Origin of the sequence: Streptomyces sp. NPDC005374, assembly GCF_042872225.1 — a bacterium.
GTDB lineage: Bacteria > Actinomycetota > Actinomycetes > Streptomycetales > Streptomycetaceae > Streptomyces.
Map to the genome: position 1 here is coordinate 332,759 of NZ_JBIAKA010000003.1, position 19,293 is coordinate 352,051.

Genomic DNA, 19,293 nt, shown 5'->3' on the forward strand with positions numbered 1-19,293 from the left:
CTCCCCGTTTCCTCAGAGCTGGGGGTCGTGACCGGGCCAACGGAGCATCGGGCCGCGCTCCTTGAGGCGATCGCCGCTGAGCAGGCCACGACACCGTGGTCGGGCGGCGTCGGCATCACCTGCGTCGGAGTGGCGCGCGGTCCGGACGCCGCCGCCCGGCGCTGTCGCCGGCTCGGTTGCCCAGCAGTGGCGGGAAACGGTCGGTGGGGCCCGCCCGCCGCGCGGCGACTGCGGGTCCGATGCCGTGACTCCTCCCGTTCCGGTTCCGCCCACTCCCCCCGGCCGGACCCGGATCGGTGGCTCGATCCGGTCGACTCCGTTTGTCCGAACCCCACTTGGGATGCGGTGTCGGCCGTGTCGGCGGGATACGGTGCGGACTCGGTGATCCGGAGGGAGGCCCGATGCGGGTCGGGGGAGTGGCCGTGGTCCGGCCGGTGGTGGAGTCGCTGGTCGAGAACTCCGCCCGCTACGGCGACAAGCTCGCGTTCGTCGACGACCGGCGGCAGGTGAGCTGGGCCGAACTGGAGCTCCGGACACGGCGGTTGGCGGGTGCGCTCGGGGTCGGGCGCGGGGCCAGGGTGGCGTTCTGCCTCGACAACAGCGTGGAACTGGTCGAGGGGCTCCTCGCCACAGTCCGGGCCGCCGCCGTGGGTGTGCCGTTGAGCCCGCGCGGCACCCACGCCGAACTCGCGGCGCTGCTCGCCGACTGCGATCCGGACGTACTGGTCGTCGACCGGCGGCAGTTGGCGCGGATCGCCAGTGTGGTCGGGGAGCGGTCACCGCGACTGGTGGTCACCGGGGAGGGGCCCGCGCCGGAAGGCGTCGAGCACTTCGACGACCTTGTGGCGGACGGCAGTTCATCCGCCCCCCGTGACGACCTCGGTCTGGACGAGCCCGCCTGGCTGCTCTACACCTCCGGCACGTCCGGCACCCCCAGGGCGGCCGTCGCCAGCCAGCGGTCCGCGCTCTGGTCGCCGGTCGCCTGCTATGTGCCCCGGCTGGGGCTGTCCGCGGACGACCGGCTGCTGTGGCCGTTGCCGCTCGCGCACACCTACGCCCACTCGCTCTGCGTGCTCGGCACCACCGTTGCGGGAGCGAGCGCGCGGATCACCGCCACCCGCGAACCGGCGGCACTGGTACGGCTGATCGAGGAGTACGAGCCGACCGTCCTGGGCGGAGTGCCGCTCACCTACCAGCAGTTGCTCGACGCCGGGCTGGGTGAGGTGCCCTCGCTGCGGGTGTGCGTGACCGCCGGGGCGCCGAGCGAACCGGAGCTGCGGGAGCGGGTCGAGCGACGGCTCGGGGCGCCGCTGCTCGACGGATACGGCAGTACCGAGACCTGCGGCAAGATCGCGATGGAGTCACCGACGGGACCGCGGGTGCGGGGGAGCAGCGGCACCGTGCTGCCCGGCATGGAGGTGCGGCTCGTCGACCCGGGCAGCGGGGAGGAGATCGTCGGCGCCGAGGGGGAGATCTGGGTGCGCGGGCCCGGCATGATGCTGGGCTACCACGACGGTGCCGGGGCGGACGCCGACGGCTGGTACCGCACCGGTGACCTCGGGCGGTTCGGCGAGCACGGGACGCTCACCGTCACCGGGCGCGCGAACGACCGTATCGTCCGCGGCGGCGAGAACGTCGACCCCGTGGAGGTCGAGCAGGTGCTGTGCGGGCTGCCCGGGGTGCTGGACGCGGCCGTGGTGGCGCGGCCGCATCCGCTGCTCGGCGAGGTCCCCGTCGCGTTCGTCGTACCGGGGGAGCGGGCCCTGGACACGGGCGCTCTGCTGCGGGCCTGCGCCGAGGTGCTCTCCGCGCACAAGGTGCCCGACGACATCCTGTTCACCCCGGCCATCCCCCGCACCGCGGCCGGCAAGCCACGGCGGGCCGTCCTACGGGAGGGCCTCGCCGCCCGCCCGGCCGAGGAGGCACTCGCGGGCCTCGCCGACCGGACACCGGGGGAACGACGGGCCGCGCTCACCGAACTCGTGTGCGCGGAGACCGCCGCGATCAGCGGGTCGCTCGCGGCCTCCACGGCTCCCGCAGGCCGGGCGGCCGCCGGCGGTGAGGCGCACCATGAGGCGCCCGTGACCGACGCGGCGGCGATCGACCCCCACACCGCCTTCACCGACCTCGGGCTCACCTCCATGGGGGCGATGACCCTGTGGCACCGGCTCGGTCTCCGCACCGGACTGCGGCTGCCCGCCACCCTGGTCTGGGACCACCCGACCCCCGCCGCGGTCGCCGCCCACCTGGACGAGCGCCTCCACGGCGGCACCCGCGAGACGGTACTCCCGCGCCGCGGCCCGGCCGCCGAACCGATCGCGATCGTCGCCGTCGGCTGCCGCTACCCGGGCGGGGTGCGTTCGCCCGAGGACCTCTGGCGGCTGGTGTCCGACGGCGTCGACGCCACCGGGGAGTTCCCGACCGACCGCGGCTGGGACGTCGACGCCCTCTACCATCCCGACCCCGACCGGCTCGGGACGACGTACACCCGACGCGGCGGATTCCTCACCGACGCGGCCGACTTCGACCCGCTGTTCTTCGGCATCTCGCCGCGCGAGGCCACGGCCACGGACCCGCAGCACCGGCTGCTCCTCGAGGTCGCCTGGGAGACGCTGGAGCGCGCGGGCATCCCCGCTCCCTCACTGCGCGGCAGCGCCACCGGCGTCTACGTCGGCCTCATGCACGGCGGATACGGCGGCGGTACGGCCGCGCACGCGCTGGAGTCGCACCTCGCCGTCGGATCCTCCGGCAGTGTGGCCTCCGGGCGGATCTCCTACGTCCTGGGCCTGCGCGGACCGGCCCTGACCATCGACACGGCCTGTTCGTCCTCCCTCGTCGCCATGGACCTGGCCGCCGCCGCGCTCCGGGCGGGCGAGTGCACGCTCGCGCTGGCAGGCGGCGTGACCGTGCTCACCAGTCCGAAGCCGTTCGTCGCGTTCAGCCGGCAGCGCGGGCTGGCGGCGGACGGCCGCTGCCGGTCCTTCGCGGACGGCGCGGAGGGCACCGCGTGGGCCGAGGGCGTCGGCCTGGTGCTGCTGGAGAAACTGTCCGACGCCCGCCGCAACGGCCATCCGGTACTGGCCGTGCTGCGCGGCTCCGCCGTCAACCAGGACGGCGCGTCCAACGGGCTCACCGCACCCAACGGCGAGGCCCAACGGGAGCTGATCCGGATGGCGTTGGCCGACGCCGGACTGGACACCGCCGACGTCGACGTCGTCGAGGGCCACGGCACCGGGACCGCGCTCGGCGACCCCATCGAGGCGGGCGCCCTCCTGGCCACCTACGGCCAAGGACGCGACCCGGACGACCCGCTGTGGCTGGGATCGGTCAAGTCGAACTTCGGGCACACCCAGGCCGCGGCCGGAGTGGCCGGCGTCATCAAGATGATCGAGGCGATGCGCCACGGCGCACTGCCCAGATCCCTCTACGCCGAGCAGCCGTCACCGCACATCGACTGGTCCGAGGGTGCGGTACGGCTGCTGGACCGGGCCCGGCCCTGGCCCGGGCGGGACCGGCCGCGCCGGGCGGCGGTCTCGTCGTTCGGTATCGGCGGGACCAACGCACACGTGATCATCGAGGAACCCCGGCAGCCTGAGGGTGCGGGGGAGGACCCGGGGGACGTCCGCTCCGGTCTGCCCGGCACCTTCCCCTGGCTGGTGAGCGGCGGCGACGAGGCCGGACTCCGCGCCCACGCACGGGAGTTGGCGGTCGCGCTGGCCGACGTGGACGGGGCCGCGGACGTCCTGGACGTCGCGTACTCGCTCGCGACCACGAGGACCGCCCTGCCCCGCCGCGCAGCCGTGCTCGCCACCGACGCCGGTGGACTCCTGGCCGGGCTGCGGGAGTTGGCCGACGGTGGCGAAGGACCCGCACTGCGCAAGGGCGGCGCGCGCGGCAACCCCAAGGTGGCACTCCTCTGCACGGGCCAGGGCGCCCAGCGGACCGGAATGGGACGTGAACTGGCCGCGGCTCACCCCGTGTTCGACGCGGTCTTCACCGAACTGTGCGAAGCGTTCACCCCGTTGCTCGACCGCCCGCTGCGCGAGGTGATCGACGACCCCGACAGCGACCTCCTGCACCGCACGGACTACGCCCAACCCGCCCTGTTCGCCTACGAGGTCGCGCTGCACGCCCTGCTCGCCGACTGCGGTGTCCGGCCGGACTTCCTGATCGGCCACTCCATCGGCGAGTTGGCCGCCGCGCACATCGCCGGGGTGTTCTCCCGGACCGACGCGGTGCGGCTGGTGGCCGCGCGCGGCCGGCTGATGGCCGAACTGCCCGCGGGCGGCGCGATGATCGCCGTACGGGCGCCGCTGGCCGACGTGCTGAAGTGCCTCGACGAGATGCCCGGCGCCCAGGTCGCCGTCGCGGCAGTCAACGGACCCGAGTCCGTGGTGCTGTCCGGCGACACGACGGCGGTGACCGCCCTGGCCGACCGGCTCGGGCGCACCGCAACACGGTTGCGGGTCAGCCACGCCTTCCACTCGCCGCTGCTCGACCCGATGCTGGACCGGTTCCGGGAGGTCGCCGAGTCGGTGACCTACCACCGGCCGTCCCTGCCCGTGGTGTCCACGCTGACCGGCCGCCCGGAACCGGACGCCGTCCGGACCGCCGGGTACTGGGTACGACAGGCGCGCGAGACCGTGCGCTTCGCCGACGCGGTGGAGTGGTCGGCACGGGCCGGCGCGACCGCGTATGTGGAGGCCGGGCCGTCGGTGGCGCTGAGCACGGCGGCCGAGGAGTGCGTCGAACCGGACTCCGGCGCCCTGTTCACCCGCGGTGCCGACACGGCCGTGGCCCTGGCGGAGCTGCATGTGCACGGAGTGCGGGTGGACTGGCGGTCCGTGTACGCCGGTACCGGGGCCCGACGGCGCTCGCTGCCGACGTACCCGTTCCAGCGGCAGCGCTACTGGCTCGACGTCCCTCAGGGGCCCGGCGGCGACGGCCAGGTGCTGGTCGGTGAGGCGCAGCCGGACGCCGACGGGCCCGGGACGCGATACAGCGGGGTGCTGTCCACCGTGCGTCAGCCCTGGCTCGCGGACCATGTGGTCGGCGACCGGGTACTGGTGCCCGCGACGGTCTTCGCCGAGCTGGCCCTCCGGGCGGCGAGCGGCTCCGCGCGGCTGTCCGAACTGGCCTTCCACGAACCGCTGGTGCTGCCCGCGTCCGGCGAGGTGCGGATCCAGGTGGTCGCCGACGCCCCGGACCAGGAGGGGGAGCGGCGGGTCGCGGTGTGGGCCCGGACGGCCGATGCGGCGGGACCATGGACCCGGCACGCCACGGCGACGGTCGCCCGACCGGCGGACGCATCCGCGGTCGTGGCCGAGGCGGCTCCGTCCGTGCCGTGGCCTCCAGCGGGCGCCGAAGAGGTCGCGGTCGACTATCCGCGGCTCGCCGCCCACGGACACCACTACGGCAGGGCCTTCCGCGCGGTCACCGCGCTGTGGCGGCAAGGCACCGAGATCTTCGCCGAGTTGGCGCTGCAGCCGTCCGAGGCGTCCGACGCCGGCGCGTACGCCCTGCACCCCGCGCTCTTCGACGCGGCCCTGCACGCCGCGCTGCTCGCCGAGGGACCCGGCGCCGGAGCGGGTGAGGTACGCGTCCCGCTCGCCTGCACCGGGGTCGCCGTGCACGCCACCGGTGCCACCGCGGCGAGGGCACGTCTGGAACGGCTCGGGCCGGACGAGGTCCGGGTGACGCTGACCGGAGTGGACGGACGCCCGCTGGCCACCGTCGAGTCCCTCGTCACCCGGGTGACGAAGGTCCGGCCCGCGGAGTTGTACAAGGTGACCTGGCGGCCCGCGACGGAAGCCGGACACGCCGACACCGCGCACGAACTGCTCGACGTGGCGGGCCTGTCGGCCGACCCGTCCGCGGACATGCCGGGCCGGGTCCGGGACCTCGTCACGGCCGTGCTCGCCCGGGTCCGCGACTGGGTCGCCGACACCCGCCCGGGCCGTCTGCTGGTGCTCACGCACCACGCCACCGGCGACGCCCCGGACCCGGCCGAGGCGGCGGTGGCTGGACTCGTGCGCAGCGCCCAGTCCGAGCACCCCGGCCGGATCGTGCAGGTCGACCTCCGCGGCGGCACCGCCACACCCGCGGCACTGGAAGCGGCACTGCGCACCGGAGAACCCCAACTCGCCCTGCACGACGGCACGGTCATGGTTCCCAGGCTGGCCACGACAGCAGCGCTGCCCGCCGGGCCACCCGCCCTCGACCCCGACGGCACCGTGCTGGTCACCGGTGGCACCGGCGCGCTCGGGGCGAGCCTCGCCCGGTACCTCGTGGCCGAACGCGGCGTACGGCACCTGCTGTTGGCGAGCCGCCACGGCCGTACGCCCGACTGGGCTGCCGAACTGCCCGCGCACGTCGGGGTGGTGGCCTGTGACGTGAGTGACCGGGCCGCCGTCGACGCGCTGGTCGCGTCCTGCGAGCCACCCCTGACCGCCGTGTTCCATCTCGCCGGCGTGGTGGACGACGGCGTGGTGGACGCCATGACACCAGAACGGGTCGCCGGGGTGCTGGCACCCAAGGCCGACGCCGCCTGGCATCTGCACGAGGCGACCGAGGGCCTGGGGCTTGCCGCGTTCGTCCTGTACTCCTCGGCCTCCGGTGTGCTGGGCCGGCCGGGACAGTCCAACTACGCGGCTGCCAACGGCTTCCTCGACGCGCTGGCCGCATACCGAGTCGCCCGGGGCCTGCCCGCGCAGTCCCTGGCGTGGGGTCCCTGGGCCACCGCGCACGACGAGGGCATGGCGGGCCGGGTCGCGCCGCACCTGCTCGCCGAGGGCGGGGTGCCCGCGGTCACCGAGCAGGAGGGTGTCGAACTGCTGGATGCCGCGCTGCGCACGGCGGAACCGGTGCTGGTCACCGTTCCGTTCGGCCGGGTGACAGCGGGCGGCCCTGACGTGCCGTCGGTGCTCGGGGACCTGCTTCCGGCGCGCCCGGCCCCGGCGCCCGCCGCGTCGGCGGCCCACCAGGCTCCCGGTGCGTGGCGCAAGACGCTCCTGGCCACTCCCGACGCCGACCGTGAGAGCGTGCTGGCCGGTCTGCTGCGGGCCGAACTGGCCGCGGTGCTCGGCTTCCCGGACGCCGACGCGTTCCCCGCCGACCGGGAGTTCGGTCAGCTCGGCTTCGACTCGCTGACCGCCCTTCAGTTCCGCAACCGGCTCAGCGCGTTCACGCGGGTGCGGCTGGCGCCCTCGGTCGTCCTCGAACACCCCACGCTCAAGGGGCTGGCGGTACATGTCCTTGCCGCGCTGCGGGACGCGGGCGCGCTGCCGGACACCGGCACGGAGGCCTCCGGCGGACCCGGGGCGGCGACCGAACCGGAGAGCGTGGAACCGGAGGCGTCGGCGCAACTCCCCGTACCCTCCTACCGGTTCAGCACGATCTACCACCGTGTCCTGCGCGAACAGGGCCCGTTGGAAGCGATGACCCTGCGGTACGTGGCCTCGTACGCCCTGCCCTCCTTCACCGCCGCCGACCGCGCCCACCACACCGTCGAGCCGGTCCGGCTCGCCCGCGGCGGCGACACGGGAGTGGCCGGCGGGCGTACCGCTGCGGCTCTGGTGTACGTCCCCGACTACCTGGCCCCCTTCCACCGCGTGCCCACCGGACTGGTCCGACAGTTCGACGGCGAACGGGACGTGTTCCTGCTGGAGCATCCCGGGTTCGGGGCGCGCAGGGCGGTGCCGGACTCGATGGACACGCTGGTGCGGGCGCATGCCGACGCGGTGCGCGAGATCGCCCGAGGCGGTCCTGTGGTGCTGGTCGGCTACTGCGCGGGCGGGGTGATCGCGTACGAGGTGGCCCGGCATCTGGCCGGTACCGGAGAGGCCACGGCCGGTGTCGTCCTGGTCGACTCCCACGCGGGTCTGCTGCGGCGCGGCGACGCACGCGCACTGGCCCTGATGGCCGCCGGCGCCGCCCTGCCGGACGACGTGGTCGAGGAGTTCGACGACTCGCTGCTGATCGCGGGCGGCGGCTATGCGCGCGTGCTGGAGGGATGGGACCCCACAGCGTCCTCCGGACCGTCGCTCACCCCGGACCGTGCCCCCGAACCTGTCCCCACGCTGCTGCTGCGAGGCCGGCCGACCCCCGAGATGCGGCGCGTCGACGCCGACGGGGACTGGCTGCCGCACTGGCCGCTGCCCCACGACAGCGCCGATGTGCCCGGCGACCACTACACCGTCGTCCACCAGGACGCCGGCCCCACCGCCGCGGCGATCCGCGCCTGGCTGACCGTGTGACCCGATGCCCCCACAGCTCCCACAACCCGCGAGAACTGGAGTACCCATGGACCCCGAGTACGACCTGATCGTCGTCGGTGGCGGGCCGGCCGGCTCGACCGCCGCGGCCGTCGTCGCGATGCGCGGGCACCGGGTGCTGCTGCTGGAACGGGAGACCTTCCCGAGGTACCAGATCGGCGAGTCGCTGCTGCCAGCCACCGTGCACGGTCTGTGCGGCATCCTCGGTGTCGCCGACGAGGTGGCCGAGGCCGGGTTCACCCTCAAGCGCGGCGGCACACTGCGCTGGGGCCGCGACCCGAAACCGTGGCAGTTCTCCTTCTCCATGACACCCCGGCTGCCCGAGCCCACGGCGACCGCGTTCCAGGTCGAGCGGTCCCGGTTCGACGAGATCCTGCTGCGCAACGCCGCCCGCGTCGGCGCCGAGGTCCGCGAGGGCACCCCGGTGCGCCGGATCGTCGCCGACGACGAGCGGGTACGCGGGGTCGAGTACACCGACCCGGACGGCAACGCCCGTACCGCGTACGGCCGTTACATCATCGACGCGTCCGGCAACACCAGCCGGATCCACTCCGGGGTGGGCGGGACGCGCGTCTACTCCGACTTCTTCCGCAACCTCGCCGTGTTCGGCTACTTCGCGGGCGGACGCAGGCTTCCCGAACCGAACAGGGGCAACATCTTCTGTGCCGCGTTCGACGCCGGCTGGCTCTGGTACATCCCGCTGCGCGACGACCTGACCAGCGTCGGCGCGGTGATCTCACCCGAGCACCACCCGGACGTCCAGCGGGATCCGCGAGCCGCCTGGCAGGACATGATCCGCGCCTGCCCCGAGGTCGCCGAGCTGCTCGACGGAGTGCCGGTCGCGACCGAGGCACCGTACGACCGGGTCCGGGTGCGCAAGGACTGGTCGTACTGGAAGACGGCCTTCTGGACCCCCGGCATGGCCCTCGTCGGCGATGCCGCCTGCTTTGTCGACCCGGTGCTGTCGTCCGGCGTCCATCTGGCCACCTACGGCGCCCTGTTGGCCGCCCGGGCAGTGAACTCCGCGCTGGACGGCAGCGTTTCCGAGGAGCGCGGCTTCGCGGAGTTCGAGGCACGCTACCGGCGCGAGTACGGGGTGTTCTACGAGTTCCTCATCGCGTTCTACGACATGGAGCGCAACGAGGAGTCCTACTTCTGGTCGGCGAAGAAGGTCACGAACGTCGACAGCACCGAGGTGGCCGCGTTCGCCGAACTGGCGGGCGGGCTGGTCTCGGGCGACACCGCGGTACTGCGTCCGGAAGGGCCCGGACGGCTCGGGAAGCAGTGGAGTGCCGCGGCCGCCGAGCTGGACGGCGCGGTCGGACAGCTGGCCATGACCGACGACCGGGTGAACCCGCTGCTGTCCACCAAGGTCGTCGGTGAGACCTTCCGCACCGGCAGGGACCTCCAGGACCAGGCCCTCTACGGCGGCCCGCTGGACACCTCCGGCACGGCCGAGCCGGGTCGACTCATGGCCTCCGACGACGGGTTGGGGTGGAACCCGGCCCACTAGGGGGAGTCACCGGCACGGGTCGGCCCGCGCGCGGGCGCACACCCTCATGTGAATGGTCCAGCCATGGGTGTGTTGACTTTCGGCTGGGTGAGCCAGAGGATTCCAGGAGTGACCCACACCGAGCGCCCGCATGCCCGCACCGCACTCCCCGTCGACCTCGACGAGGCCGCGCACCGCTGCCTCGTCGCCGGGTTCGAAGGAACCACGGTCGTCCCCGACACCCTGAAGCGGCTCATCGACCGCGGGCTCGGCGGGGTCATCCTGTTCACCCGCAACGTGCGCGACGCCGAGCAGGTGCGCCGGCTCACCGACACGCTGCGGGCACTGCGCCCGGACCTGCTGGTCGCCATCGACAACGAGGGCGGCGGCATCGGACACCTGGTTGCCGCGGACGCCCCGGAGGTCCCCGGCTCCTACGCCCTCGGTGTCGTCGACGACCTCGACCTCACCGCCCGCTGCGCCGACGCGCTCGCCGGTCACCTGGCGGCGCTGGGCATCACCGCCTCCTACGCCCCCGTCGCCGACATCCAGCGTCAGGCCGACAACCCGATTGTGCGTACCCGCGCCTTCGGCACCGACCCCGACCTGGTCTCCCGGCACCTGGGCGCCTGGATCGCGGCCACCGAGGCACGGGGCATCGCCTCCTGCGCCAAGCACTTCCCCGGGCACGGCGGCACCCTCACCGACAGCCACCACGAACTCGCCGTCGACCCGCGGCCGTACGAGGAACTGGACCTCGGCCCCTTCCGGGCGGCGATCGCCGCAGGGGTGCCGATGCTGATGAGCGCGCACGTCGTCTTCCCGGCGCTCGACGCGAACCGTCCCGCCACGCTCAGCCGGCGCATCCTCGGTGACCTGCTCCGGCACGAACTCGGATTCGACGGCGTGCTCGTCAGCGACGCGCTGGAGATGAAGGCGATCGCCGACCTGTACGGGGAGGCCGCGGGCGCGCGGATCGCCCTCGCCGCCGGGGCGGACCAGGTCATCGTCGCCGTACCCGACCTGGGGGTCACTCTCGAGTGCCGGGACGCGGTGCTCGAGGCGTTGCGGGACGGAGTGCTGGGCGAGGAACGGATCAGGGAGGCCGCGGGGCGGGTCCAGCGGCTGGTGGAGCGGTATGCGACGCCGGCCGCGATGGTCACGGCGTGGGACGCGGAGGCCGGGCTGGAGGCGGCTCGGCGGGCTGTCAGGGGGCAGGTTTCGCCGGCCCCCGTCTCCGGGGCGCATGTCGTGGATCTGTTTCCGGCGCCGCATCCCGCGCTGAACTGGGGTGGGGAGGATCTGCTGACCCAGGTACTGGCCGTTGATCCGACGGCCACGGGGACGGCGGTCGCCGGGGAGCCGGTTGATCCTTCCACGCTCGTCGACGAGATTCTGGCCCAGGCCGGGGGTGCGCCGCTGGTCGTGGCCACGTGTGATGCGGGGCTGTATCCCTGGCAGGCCCGCGTACGGGACGCGCTCGTGGCCCGGCGGCCGGGGGCGGTGCGGGTTGCCACGGGGCTGCCGGACGGGAGTGCGATTTGTTCCTACGGGCGGGGGAAGGTCAATCTGCGGGCGGTGGCCGAAGTGCTGGCCGGGGCGCGGTGATTTCGTCTGCCGGCCGGTGGGGGGCTGGTCGCGCAGTTGCCCGCGCCCCTAAAAGCCCTCACCTGTGACCTTCTTGATTCCGCGAGCTCCGAGATACTCAACATCCTCCGCGCGTTCCGCGAGTACCACCGCGGGGCGGACGCCCTGCTGTCGCAGGCGCATCCACTCCTCGAAGTACGCCCCGCCCGGGCCCGACACCGACCGGGTGGACGCGGTGCAGTCCAGGACCAGGGCCGTGTCGCGGGGCTCGGCCGACGCAGGGGCCGCCCGCAGTTCCGCGACCGTCGCCGCCACGGCCTGCGCGATCGGCTTCGGCCTGCCCTGCGCGTCGAACAGCCCCAGCGTGTACTCCAGTTCCGGGAAGTCGGCGAGGGAGCGGTCCACGTCGTGGGAGCACCACCACGTCACGCCCCACAGGTCCTGGCAGCCCGAGGCGTTCAGGATCGTCTCGCGGGCGAAGTGGGGGGCGTCGGCGGCCGGGATGTGGGGTTCGGGGGCGCCCGTCTCCTGGATCCAGACCGGGCGGGACGGGTCCTCGGCGTAGGCCTTGGCCAGTTCCGTGCCGTATTCGGCGAGGTGCAGGACCTGGGGGGAGCGGGGGCCGTAGAGCTGGGCGCAGCCGCCGGAGAAGACCCACGGGTGGACGGTGGTGAGGTCGCCCTTGCGGGCCGAGGCCTCGGGGGTGAAGGGGTGGTCGTCGCCGTACCAGGCGGCGTCGTACGCGGAGTGGGTGACCAGGCCGGACGGGCCCAGCCCGTCGCGGGCGGCCGCCAGCAGCGAGTCGAGGTAGTGGTCGATCTCCGCGACCGTCGCCGGGTTGTGCTCGACGAGGTTGTTGAGCTCGTTGCCCAGTTGCAGGCCGATGAGGTTGGGGCGGCCGGTGAGGGCGTGGCCGAGCGTGCGCAGCAGGTCCGCCTGGGCGGCGATGGCATCCGGGTCGGTGAAGACGTTGCGGTGGTGCCAGCTGCGGGTCCACTCCGGGTAGAAGTCGAAGCTCGACAGATGGCCCTGCACACCGTCCACCATGACGTCGAGGCCCGCCTCGGCCGCCAGGTCGACCAGCTGTGCGAGCTGGTCCACGGCGGCGGTGCGGATCAGCGTGCGGTTGGGCTGGAGGAGCGGCCAGAGGTGGAAGACCCGCACGTGGTCGAGGCCCAGACCGGCTATCTGGGCGAGATCGTCGCGGGCGCGGGCGGGATCGAAGTCGTGCCAGGCGTGGAACCAGCCGTGGCGGGGCGTGTAGTTGACGCCGAAGCGGAGCGTGGGAATGGGATCCTCCTCGGGTTCGGCCCGGTCCGGCCTTGGTCCGGCTCCTGTGCCGTTCGTGTCCTGCGCTTGTTCTGCACTCGTCCTGCACTTGTCCTGGGTGAATGTATCAATCACCATAGTCATCGATGGGTAATTATTTGAACCACGAATCGCGCGACCTGGTCATCGGCCTCGACGCCGGCGGCACCCGCACCCGCGCGGTTCTCGCCACCGCCGACGAGGGCCGCGTGCTCGGCGAGAGCACCGCCGGGCCGGGCAACGCCATGACCGTGCCGGTCCCGCAGCTCACCGAGCATCTGACCGAGGCGCTCGCCCGGGTGGTGCCCGAGTCGGCGCGCGCCCGGGTCGTCGCCGTGACCGGCGGTTTCGCCGGCGCCACGGCCGCCTCCGTGGAGGACCCCGGCACCGTCAGGGCCCGCACCGCCCTCACCGCGGCCCTGCGCGGCCTCGGCATCCCGGCGGACCGGGTAGGCGTCAGCAGCGACATCGAGGCCGCCTTCGCCGCCGCCCCCGGCACCCCCTCCGACGGCCTCGCCCTGGTCGCGGGCACGGGCGCGGTCGCCATGCGCATCACCGACCGGCACGCCACGACCACCGTGGACGGCGACGGCTGGCTCCTCGGCGACGAGGGCAGCGGCTTCTGGATCGGCCGCAGCGCGGTACGGGCCGCCCTGCGCATGGCCGACGGCCGCGGTCGCGCCACCGTCCTGGCCGGGTGGGTCGGCCGCACCCTCGACCTGCCGGTGGACGTCCTCCCCAAGGGCGGAATCCCGTCCTACGACAGCGGCGGCACCCCCCGGCCGCCCGGAACCGGAGCCCACGAACCCGGTGTCCCCGGCTGGTCACGCGCCCGGCGTGAGGACTTCCGCCGCCATCTGCTGCCCGCCGTCATGGCCGACCCGCCGATCCGGCTGGCCCGCTTCGCCCCGCTGGTCGCCGAGGCCGCCGCCGAGAAGGACGCCGTGGCCCAGGAGATCATCGGCGAGGCGGCCGGCCATCTGCTGGACACCGTACGGGCGCTGGAACCGCGCCCCGGCGAGCGGATCGTCGCCACGGGCGGGCTCCTCGGCCCCGGCGGCCCGCTCACGGCCCCGCTGGCCGAACGGCTCGACGCCCACAGTCTGAGCCTCGACTGGGTGGCCGACGGCTGCCCCGGCGCGGTCGCCCTCGCACGCCTGGCGCACCTGTCATGAGCGATGCCGTGTACCGCGACCCCACCGCCCCCGTCGACGCCCGCGTCCACGACCTCCTCGCCCGGATGACCCTGCGCGAGAAGGTCGGCCAGCTCAACCAGCGGATGTACGGCTGGGACGCCTACCGCCGCACCCCCGGCGGAGGCTTCGAACTCACCGACGCCCTGCGTGCCGAGACCGACCGCTTCGAGGGGCTCGGCGCCCTGTACGGCCTCCAGCGCGCCGACGCCTGGTCCGGCGTGGACCACGGGAGCGGGCCCGGCGCCGAGGACGCAGCCGCACTCGCCGAACTGGTGCAGCGGCATGTCGTGGACCGGAGCCGCCTCGGCATCCCCGCGCTGTTCGTCGAGGAGGTCCCGCACGGCCTTATGGCCCTCGACGGCACGGTCCTCCCCGTCAACCTGGCGATCGGCGCCACCTGGGACCCCGACCTGTACGAGCGTGCCGCCGCCCACGCCGCCGCCGAACTGCGCGCCCGCGGCGGCCACGTGGCCCTCGTCTCCGCCCTCGACATCGCCCGCGACCCGCGGTGGGGCCGCACCGAGGAGTGCTTCGGCGAGGACCCGTACCTCGCCGCCCGGCTGACGACGGCACTGGTGCGGGGCATGCAGGGCACGGGTACCGGCTTCGCCCCCGACAAGGCCCCCGTGGTCCTCAAGCACTTCGCCGGTCAGGGTGCCACCGTCGGCGGACGCAACTCCGCCGAGTCCGAGCTGGGTTGGCGTGAGCTGAGCGAGATCCACCTCCCCGCCGCCAGGGCCGGCGTCCGCGCGGGTGCCGCCGCCGTCATGGCCGCGTACAACGAGGTCGACGGCATGCCCTGCTCCGGCAACCGCGCCCTGCTCACCGGGCTGTTGCGCGAGGACTGGGGTTTCGACGGGCTCGTCATGGCGGACGGGCTCGCCGTCGACCGGCTGGCCCGCATCACCGGCGACAAGGTCTCCGCGGGTGCCCTCGCCCTCAACTCCGGTGTGGATCTGAGCCTTTGGGACGAGGGCTTCACACACCTGGAGGAGGCGGTCGAGCGCTCTCTGGTGAGCGAGAAGACCCTCGACGCCGCCGTCGCCCGCGTCCTGCGGCTCAAGTTCCGGCTGGGACTCTTCGAACGGCAGCACCCGGCGGCCCGCCCACCGGCCGGCGGCACGGAGCTCAGCAAGGAGGTCGCCCGAGCTGCCGTCACCCTCCTGCGCAACGACGGTGTGCTGCCCATCGGCGGCAACCTCTCCCGGATCGCCGTACTCGGCCCCCAGTCCGCCACCACCGCCCACCAGTCGGGCGACTACACGGCCCCCCAGCGCCCCGGCACCGGCAGCAGCGTCCTCGACGCCCTGCGCCGGCTGGCCCCGCCCGGCCTCGAGATCCGCCACGCCCCCGGCTGCACCCTCACCGGCACGGACCTCTCCGGCATCCCGGCGGCGATCGCCGAGGCCGCCGCGTCCGACCTCGCCGTGCTGGTGCTGGGCGGCAGCAGCGCCCGTACGTCCGGGACCGGGTTCGACGCCAACGGGGCCGCACGCAACGCGGTCTCCGAGATGACCTGCGGCGAGGGTGTCGACCTGGCCGAACTGCGGCTGGGAGCAGCCCAGTACGCGCTGCTGGAAGCCGTCGTCGCGACGGGCACGCCGACCGCGGTCGTGCTGGTCCAGGGGCGCCCGCACGTCGTGCCGGACACCGCGCCCGCCCTGCTCACCGCCTGGTACCCCGGCCCCTGGGGCGGCGAGGCGATCGCCGAGATCCTGCTCGGGCTCGCGGAACCGGCCGGCCGCCTGCCCGTCTCCGTCCCCCGCTCGGCGGCCCAGCTCCCCGTCTACTACAACCACAAGGACACCGAGTACGGCGGATACGTCGACGGGAGCGCCGAGCCGCAGTACTCCTTCGGGCACGGGCTGTCGTACACGAGTTTCGAGTACGGCGAACCCCGGACCACCCGCACGGCGGTCGCCGTCGATGTCACCAACACCGGTGAGCGGTACGGGGTTTCGGTCGTCCAGGTCTATCTGCGGCGTCTGATCACCCCCACCTGGCCGCGCACCCTCGAACTGTGCGCGTTCGAGGGTGTCGGCCTGGCGCCCGGCGAGCGCCGTACGGTCACGCTGGCCCTGGCCCCGGAGGACCTCGGCGGCGACGCGGTCGAGATCAGGGTCGCCGCGTCCGCCGGGGAGGCGCTCAGGGCCCGGGGTCAGAGCTTCACGGCACCCGACGACACGCCCTTGTAGAACCACCGCTGCGTGATCACGAACAGCACCAGAACCGGCACGACCGAGATCACCGAACCGGCCATGACCATCCGCTGGTCGTAGCCGAACGACGAGCTCTGCAGGCGTGACAGCCCCAGCGTCAGCGTCATGTTGCTCTCGGAACGCAGCACGATCAGCGGCCACAGGAAGTCGTCCCAGGCGCTGATGAAGGTGTTGATGACGACCACGAGGATCGCGCCCCACGCAGACGGCAGATACAGGTACCGGAAGCGCTGCCACTCGTTGGCGCCGTCGAGCATGGCCGAGTCCTCGATCTCGCGCGGGACCGCGAGGAACGCGCCGCGCATGAGGAGGACGTTGATGGCGCCGACGAAGCCGGGCAGCCACACACCGGCCAGGTGGTCGACCAGGCCCATGTCCCGGATGCTCAGGAACAGCGACACCATGATCGACTCGAAGGGGAACATCATCGAGGCGATCAGCACCACCCAGACCGCCTTGCGGCCCTTCCAGCCGGGCTTGGAGAGCATGTAGCCGGCGGTGGTGGAGAACACCAGCTGGCTGGTGACCGACAGGGCGACCACGATCAGGCTGTTCTTGATGTACGTCCACACCGGCACTTGGTCGAAGACCGTCCGGTAGGCGCGCAGGGTCGGGTTGTGGGGGAGCAGGGTGGCGTTCGAGCCGAAGACGTCCTCGCCTGTGCCCTTCAGCGAGGCGAGGAGCTGCCAGAGCAGCGGGCCGACGGTGAGACCGAGGACCAGCAGGAGCAGCAGATAGCGGACGACCAGCTCGCGGGGGCGGCCGTAGTCCCGCCAGCGCGGCATCGGGCTGCGGCGCTTGTCGAGAGCCGTGCTCATGCCTCGTCCTCCTTCGTCAGGCGCTGCGCCAGCAGGGTCAGGCCCAGCGTCAGCAGGAACAGGGCGACGCTGACGGCCGAGCCGTAACCGGCGTTGCCGGTGATCGGGTCCAGGCCGACGTCCCGGATGTAGAACGGCAGGGTGCGGTCGGCGCCGCCGGGGCCGCCGGTGGAGCTGCCGAGCATGTAGATCTCGGTGAAGACCCTGAGCGAGCCGATGCCGGTGAGGGTGCCGACGAGCATCATGGCCTGCCGTACCCCGGGCACGGTGATGTGCCAGAAGCGGCGGGCCGCGCCGGCGCCGTCCATGGAGGCCGCCTCGTGGAGTTCCTTGGGGACGTTCCCGAGGGCGGCCAGGTAGAACACCATGTACCAGCCGAGGCCCTTCCACAGGGTCAGGCCCATCGCGGAGAGCAGGATGAGCCAGGAGTCGGAGAGGAAGGGAATGGCCGACTTGATCAAGTGGGCCTTCTGCAACGAGGTGTTGACCAGGCCGTCGTCGGCCAGCAGCCACTGCCAGCTCAGACCCACGACCACACTCGACGCCAGCACCGGTGTGTAGAAGGCGGACCGGAAGAAGCCGATGCCCGGCAGGTTCTTCTCCACCAGCACGGCCAGCAGCAGCGGCAGCAGCACCATCAGCGGTACGACGATCAGCGCGTACAGGATGCTGTTGCGGGTCGCCAGCCAGAAGTCCGAGTCGTCGAGCATCCGCGTGTAGTTGTCGAGCCCGACGAAACTCGACGCGCCGCCCAGCGGCTTGGCGTTGGTGAACGACAGCAGGACCGTGTTGAGGAACGGGAACACGCCGAAGATCACCGCGCAGGCGATCGCGGGCGCGGTCCACAGCCACGGCAGCCACCAACGGCGGTACATCGCCGCCCCGTTGGCGCCGGGAGCGGGGCCCGGCAGGACGGCCCTGGCGAGCCGGCGGGCGCGGGACGGGGCCGGGCCCGGCACGGAGACCTCGGTCTGCGCGCCGGGCACGGACACCGGGTTCGTGGTGTGCGTCGCCACCATCAGCTGCTCTGCTTCAGCAGCTCGTTCGCCTTCTCCTGGGCGTCCTTGACCGCGTCCGCCGCGCTCTTCTTGCCCTGCATGGCGAGCTGCACCTGGCCCACGATGACGTTCTGCAGGGCCGAGGAGATGTTGGTCTGGTAGGCGGTCGCCGTCTTGAGCTGCTCGGCGACCAGCTTGCGCGCCTGGGCGAACGGGTCGTCACCGCTGACCTTCTGGAAGAACGGGTCGTCCAGCGAGGTCGTGGTCGTCGGGAAGATCACCACCTTCGGGTCCTTGCACCAGGCCGTCTGGTTCTCGGCGTTGGTGAGGAACTCCGCGAACGCCAGCGCCGTGGGGGCGTTCTTGCTGGTCGCCGTGGTCGCGATGTACTGCGGGGCCCCGGTGGTGTGGCCGAGCGCGTCGAAGGGCTGCTGTCCGACGGCGGTCTTGTCGTAGACCGACGGGCTGTTCTGCTGCACGAAGCGCACGAAGCTCGGGTTGGTCGAACCATAGGCGACCTTGCCCTGGCTGTAGAGCGTGGAGGGGTCGTTGCTGGAGGACAGCGAGTCCTTCGGCATCGCGCCCTCCTTGTACAGCTTCGTCATCCACTCGACCCACTGGGTGGTGCGCGGGTCGTCGGCGAAGACGGCGGACTTGCCGTCGGCGGAGAGGGTCTTGATGTTCATCTGGTCCCAGTCGGCCGGGATCCGCCACACCGGGTTGGCCATCGTCGCGAAGTACTTGCCCTTGGCCGCCTTGGCGACCTTCTCGTAGTCGGCGAACAGTCCGAAGACCGTCGTCGGCGGCTTCGCCGGGTCGATGCCCGCCTGCTTCAGCAGGTCGGTGTTGTACGTCAGGAGGATGCCGCCGGTGTACCAGGGCAGCACCGTGTGCACCGAGGCGCCCGAGGGGTCCTTCATGGTGCTGGACTTCCAGAACGCCGGGACGAACGGCTTGGCGGCGTCCGGGTCCTTGACGCCGACGTTGAGCAGGTAGCCGGCCTTGGTGAGGGAGGTGGCGGTCGGGGAGTCGACGTTGAGCACGTCGGGCAGGGTGCACGCCTGGGCGTCGGCGACGGTGCGCTGGCCGAACGTCGAGTCACCGGGGTCGTCGATCCACTTGACCTTCGTGCCGGGGTGGGCCGTCTCGAAGGACTTGATCACCCCGTTGAAGAAATCACCGAAGTCTTTCTTCAGGTTGGTCGTCTGGAAGGTGATGTCGCCCTTCACCTCGCCGGTGAGCTTGCCCGACCCGACGTTGCCCTTGTCGACCTTGCAGCCGCCTGCGGTGGCGTCACCGCTGTCGGATCCGCCGCCGGACAGGCCGCAGCCCGCGGCCGTCAGCGACAGGGCGGCGATACAGGTCAGGGTGCGGGTCAGTCTCTTTGCGCGCATGTCATGCC

General features: G+C 72.9%; 9 protein-coding genes. 5 read left to right on the forward strand and 4 right to left on the reverse strand.

Annotation, left to right across the window (positions count from 1 at the left end):
• Positions 1-401: 401 nt before the first annotated feature.
• From ACFYRX_RS09900 to ACFYRX_RS09910, 3 genes are all read left to right on the forward strand, one after another.
• Positions 402-8,255, forward strand: coding sequence for an SDR family NAD(P)-dependent oxidoreductase (locus ACFYRX_RS09900; protein WP_389097839.1), 7,854 nt, complete (start codon positions 402-404; stop codon positions 8,253-8,255).
• Between the two features lie 46 nt (positions 8,256-8,301).
• A complete protein-coding gene (locus ACFYRX_RS09905) occupies positions 8,302-9,786 on the forward strand; it encodes a tryptophan 7-halogenase (protein WP_389097840.1) in 1,485 nt (494 codons plus the stop codon).
• Between the two features lie 108 nt (positions 9,787-9,894).
• Positions 9,895-11,373, forward strand: coding sequence for a glycoside hydrolase family 3 N-terminal domain-containing protein (locus ACFYRX_RS09910; protein WP_389097841.1), 1,479 nt, complete (start codon positions 9,895-9,897; stop codon positions 11,371-11,373).
• 48 nt (positions 11,374-11,421) lie between these two features.
• On the opposite strand, the gene ACFYRX_RS09915 is transcribed toward ACFYRX_RS09910, so the two are convergent.
• Positions 11,422-12,759 carry a glycosyl hydrolase gene (locus ACFYRX_RS09915; protein WP_389097842.1) on the reverse strand — a complete coding sequence of 446 codons (1,338 nt, stop codon included), beginning with the start codon at positions 12,757-12,759 and terminating at the stop codon, positions 11,422-11,424.
• Between the two features lie 8 nt (positions 12,760-12,767).
• Between ACFYRX_RS09915 and ACFYRX_RS09920 the strand changes: the two genes are divergently transcribed.
• Together ACFYRX_RS09920 and ACFYRX_RS09925 are read left to right on the forward strand one after the other, a co-directional pair.
• Positions 12,768-13,835: an N-acetylglucosamine kinase gene (locus tag ACFYRX_RS09920; protein WP_389097843.1), complete on the forward strand. Its 1,068-nt coding sequence runs from the start codon at positions 12,768-12,770 to the stop codon at positions 13,833-13,835.
• Positions 13,832-16,051: a glycoside hydrolase family 3 N-terminal domain-containing protein gene (locus ACFYRX_RS09925; RefSeq protein ID WP_389097844.1), complete on the forward strand. Its 2,220-nt coding sequence runs from the start codon at positions 13,832-13,834 to the stop codon at positions 16,049-16,051. The genes ACFYRX_RS09920 and ACFYRX_RS09925 overlap by 4 nt, the downstream gene beginning before the upstream one ends.
• Here the strand turns inward: ACFYRX_RS09925 and ACFYRX_RS09930 are convergent.
• Genes ACFYRX_RS09930 through ACFYRX_RS09940 form a run of 3 tightly spaced genes read right to left on the reverse strand, consistent with a single transcriptional unit; the run spans position 16,015 to position 19,285 of the window.
• Positions 16,015-16,893, reverse strand: a complete 879-nt coding sequence (locus tag ACFYRX_RS09930) for a carbohydrate ABC transporter permease (RefSeq protein WP_389097845.1) — start codon at positions 16,891-16,893, stop codon at positions 16,015-16,017. The two genes, ACFYRX_RS09925 and ACFYRX_RS09930, sit on opposite strands and share 37 nt — an antisense overlap.
• Positions 16,890-17,912, reverse strand: coding sequence for a carbohydrate ABC transporter permease (locus ACFYRX_RS09935; protein WP_389097846.1), 1,023 nt, complete (start codon positions 17,910-17,912; stop codon positions 16,890-16,892). Before ACFYRX_RS09935 ends, ACFYRX_RS09930 begins: the two co-directional genes overlap by 4 nt.
• The gene (locus tag ACFYRX_RS09940; protein ID WP_389097847.1) at positions 17,912-19,285 is read right to left on the reverse strand and encodes an extracellular solute-binding protein; all 1,374 of its coding nucleotides are present in this window, start codon (positions 19,283-19,285) and stop codon (positions 17,912-17,914) included. Before ACFYRX_RS09940 ends, ACFYRX_RS09935 begins: the two co-directional genes overlap by 1 nt.
• Positions 19,286-19,293 lie beyond the last annotated feature (8 nt).

What these genes read in the sequence shown, in the direction of transcription:
- ACFYRX_RS09930 (WP_389097845.1), bottom strand. Translation starts at nt 16,893, where the DNA reads ATGAGCACGGCTCTCGACAAGCGCCGCAGCCCGATGCCGCGCTGGCGG.
- ACFYRX_RS09905 (WP_389097840.1), top strand. Translation starts at nt 8,302, where the DNA reads ATGGACCCCGAGTACGACCTGATCGTCGTCGGTGGCGGGCCGGCCGGC.
- ACFYRX_RS09940 (WP_389097847.1), bottom strand. Translation starts at nt 19,285, where the DNA reads ATGCGCGCAAAGAGACTGACCCGCACCCTGACCTGTATCGCCGCCCTG.
- ACFYRX_RS09900 (WP_389097839.1), top strand. Translation starts at nt 402, where the DNA reads ATGCGGGTCGGGGGAGTGGCCGTGGTCCGGCCGGTGGTGGAGTCGCTG.
- ACFYRX_RS09925 (WP_389097844.1), top strand. Translation starts at nt 13,832, where the DNA reads ATGAGCGATGCCGTGTACCGCGACCCCACCGCCCCCGTCGACGCCCGC.
- ACFYRX_RS09915 (WP_389097842.1), bottom strand. Translation starts at nt 12,759, where the DNA reads ATGGTGATTGATACATTCACCCAGGACAAGTGCAGGACGAGTGCAGAA.
- ACFYRX_RS09935 (WP_389097846.1), bottom strand. Translation starts at nt 17,912, where the DNA reads ATGGTGGCGACGCACACCACGAACCCGGTGTCCGTGCCCGGCGCGCAG.
- ACFYRX_RS09920 (WP_389097843.1), top strand. Translation starts at nt 12,768, where the DNA reads ATGGGTAATTATTTGAACCACGAATCGCGCGACCTGGTCATCGGCCTC.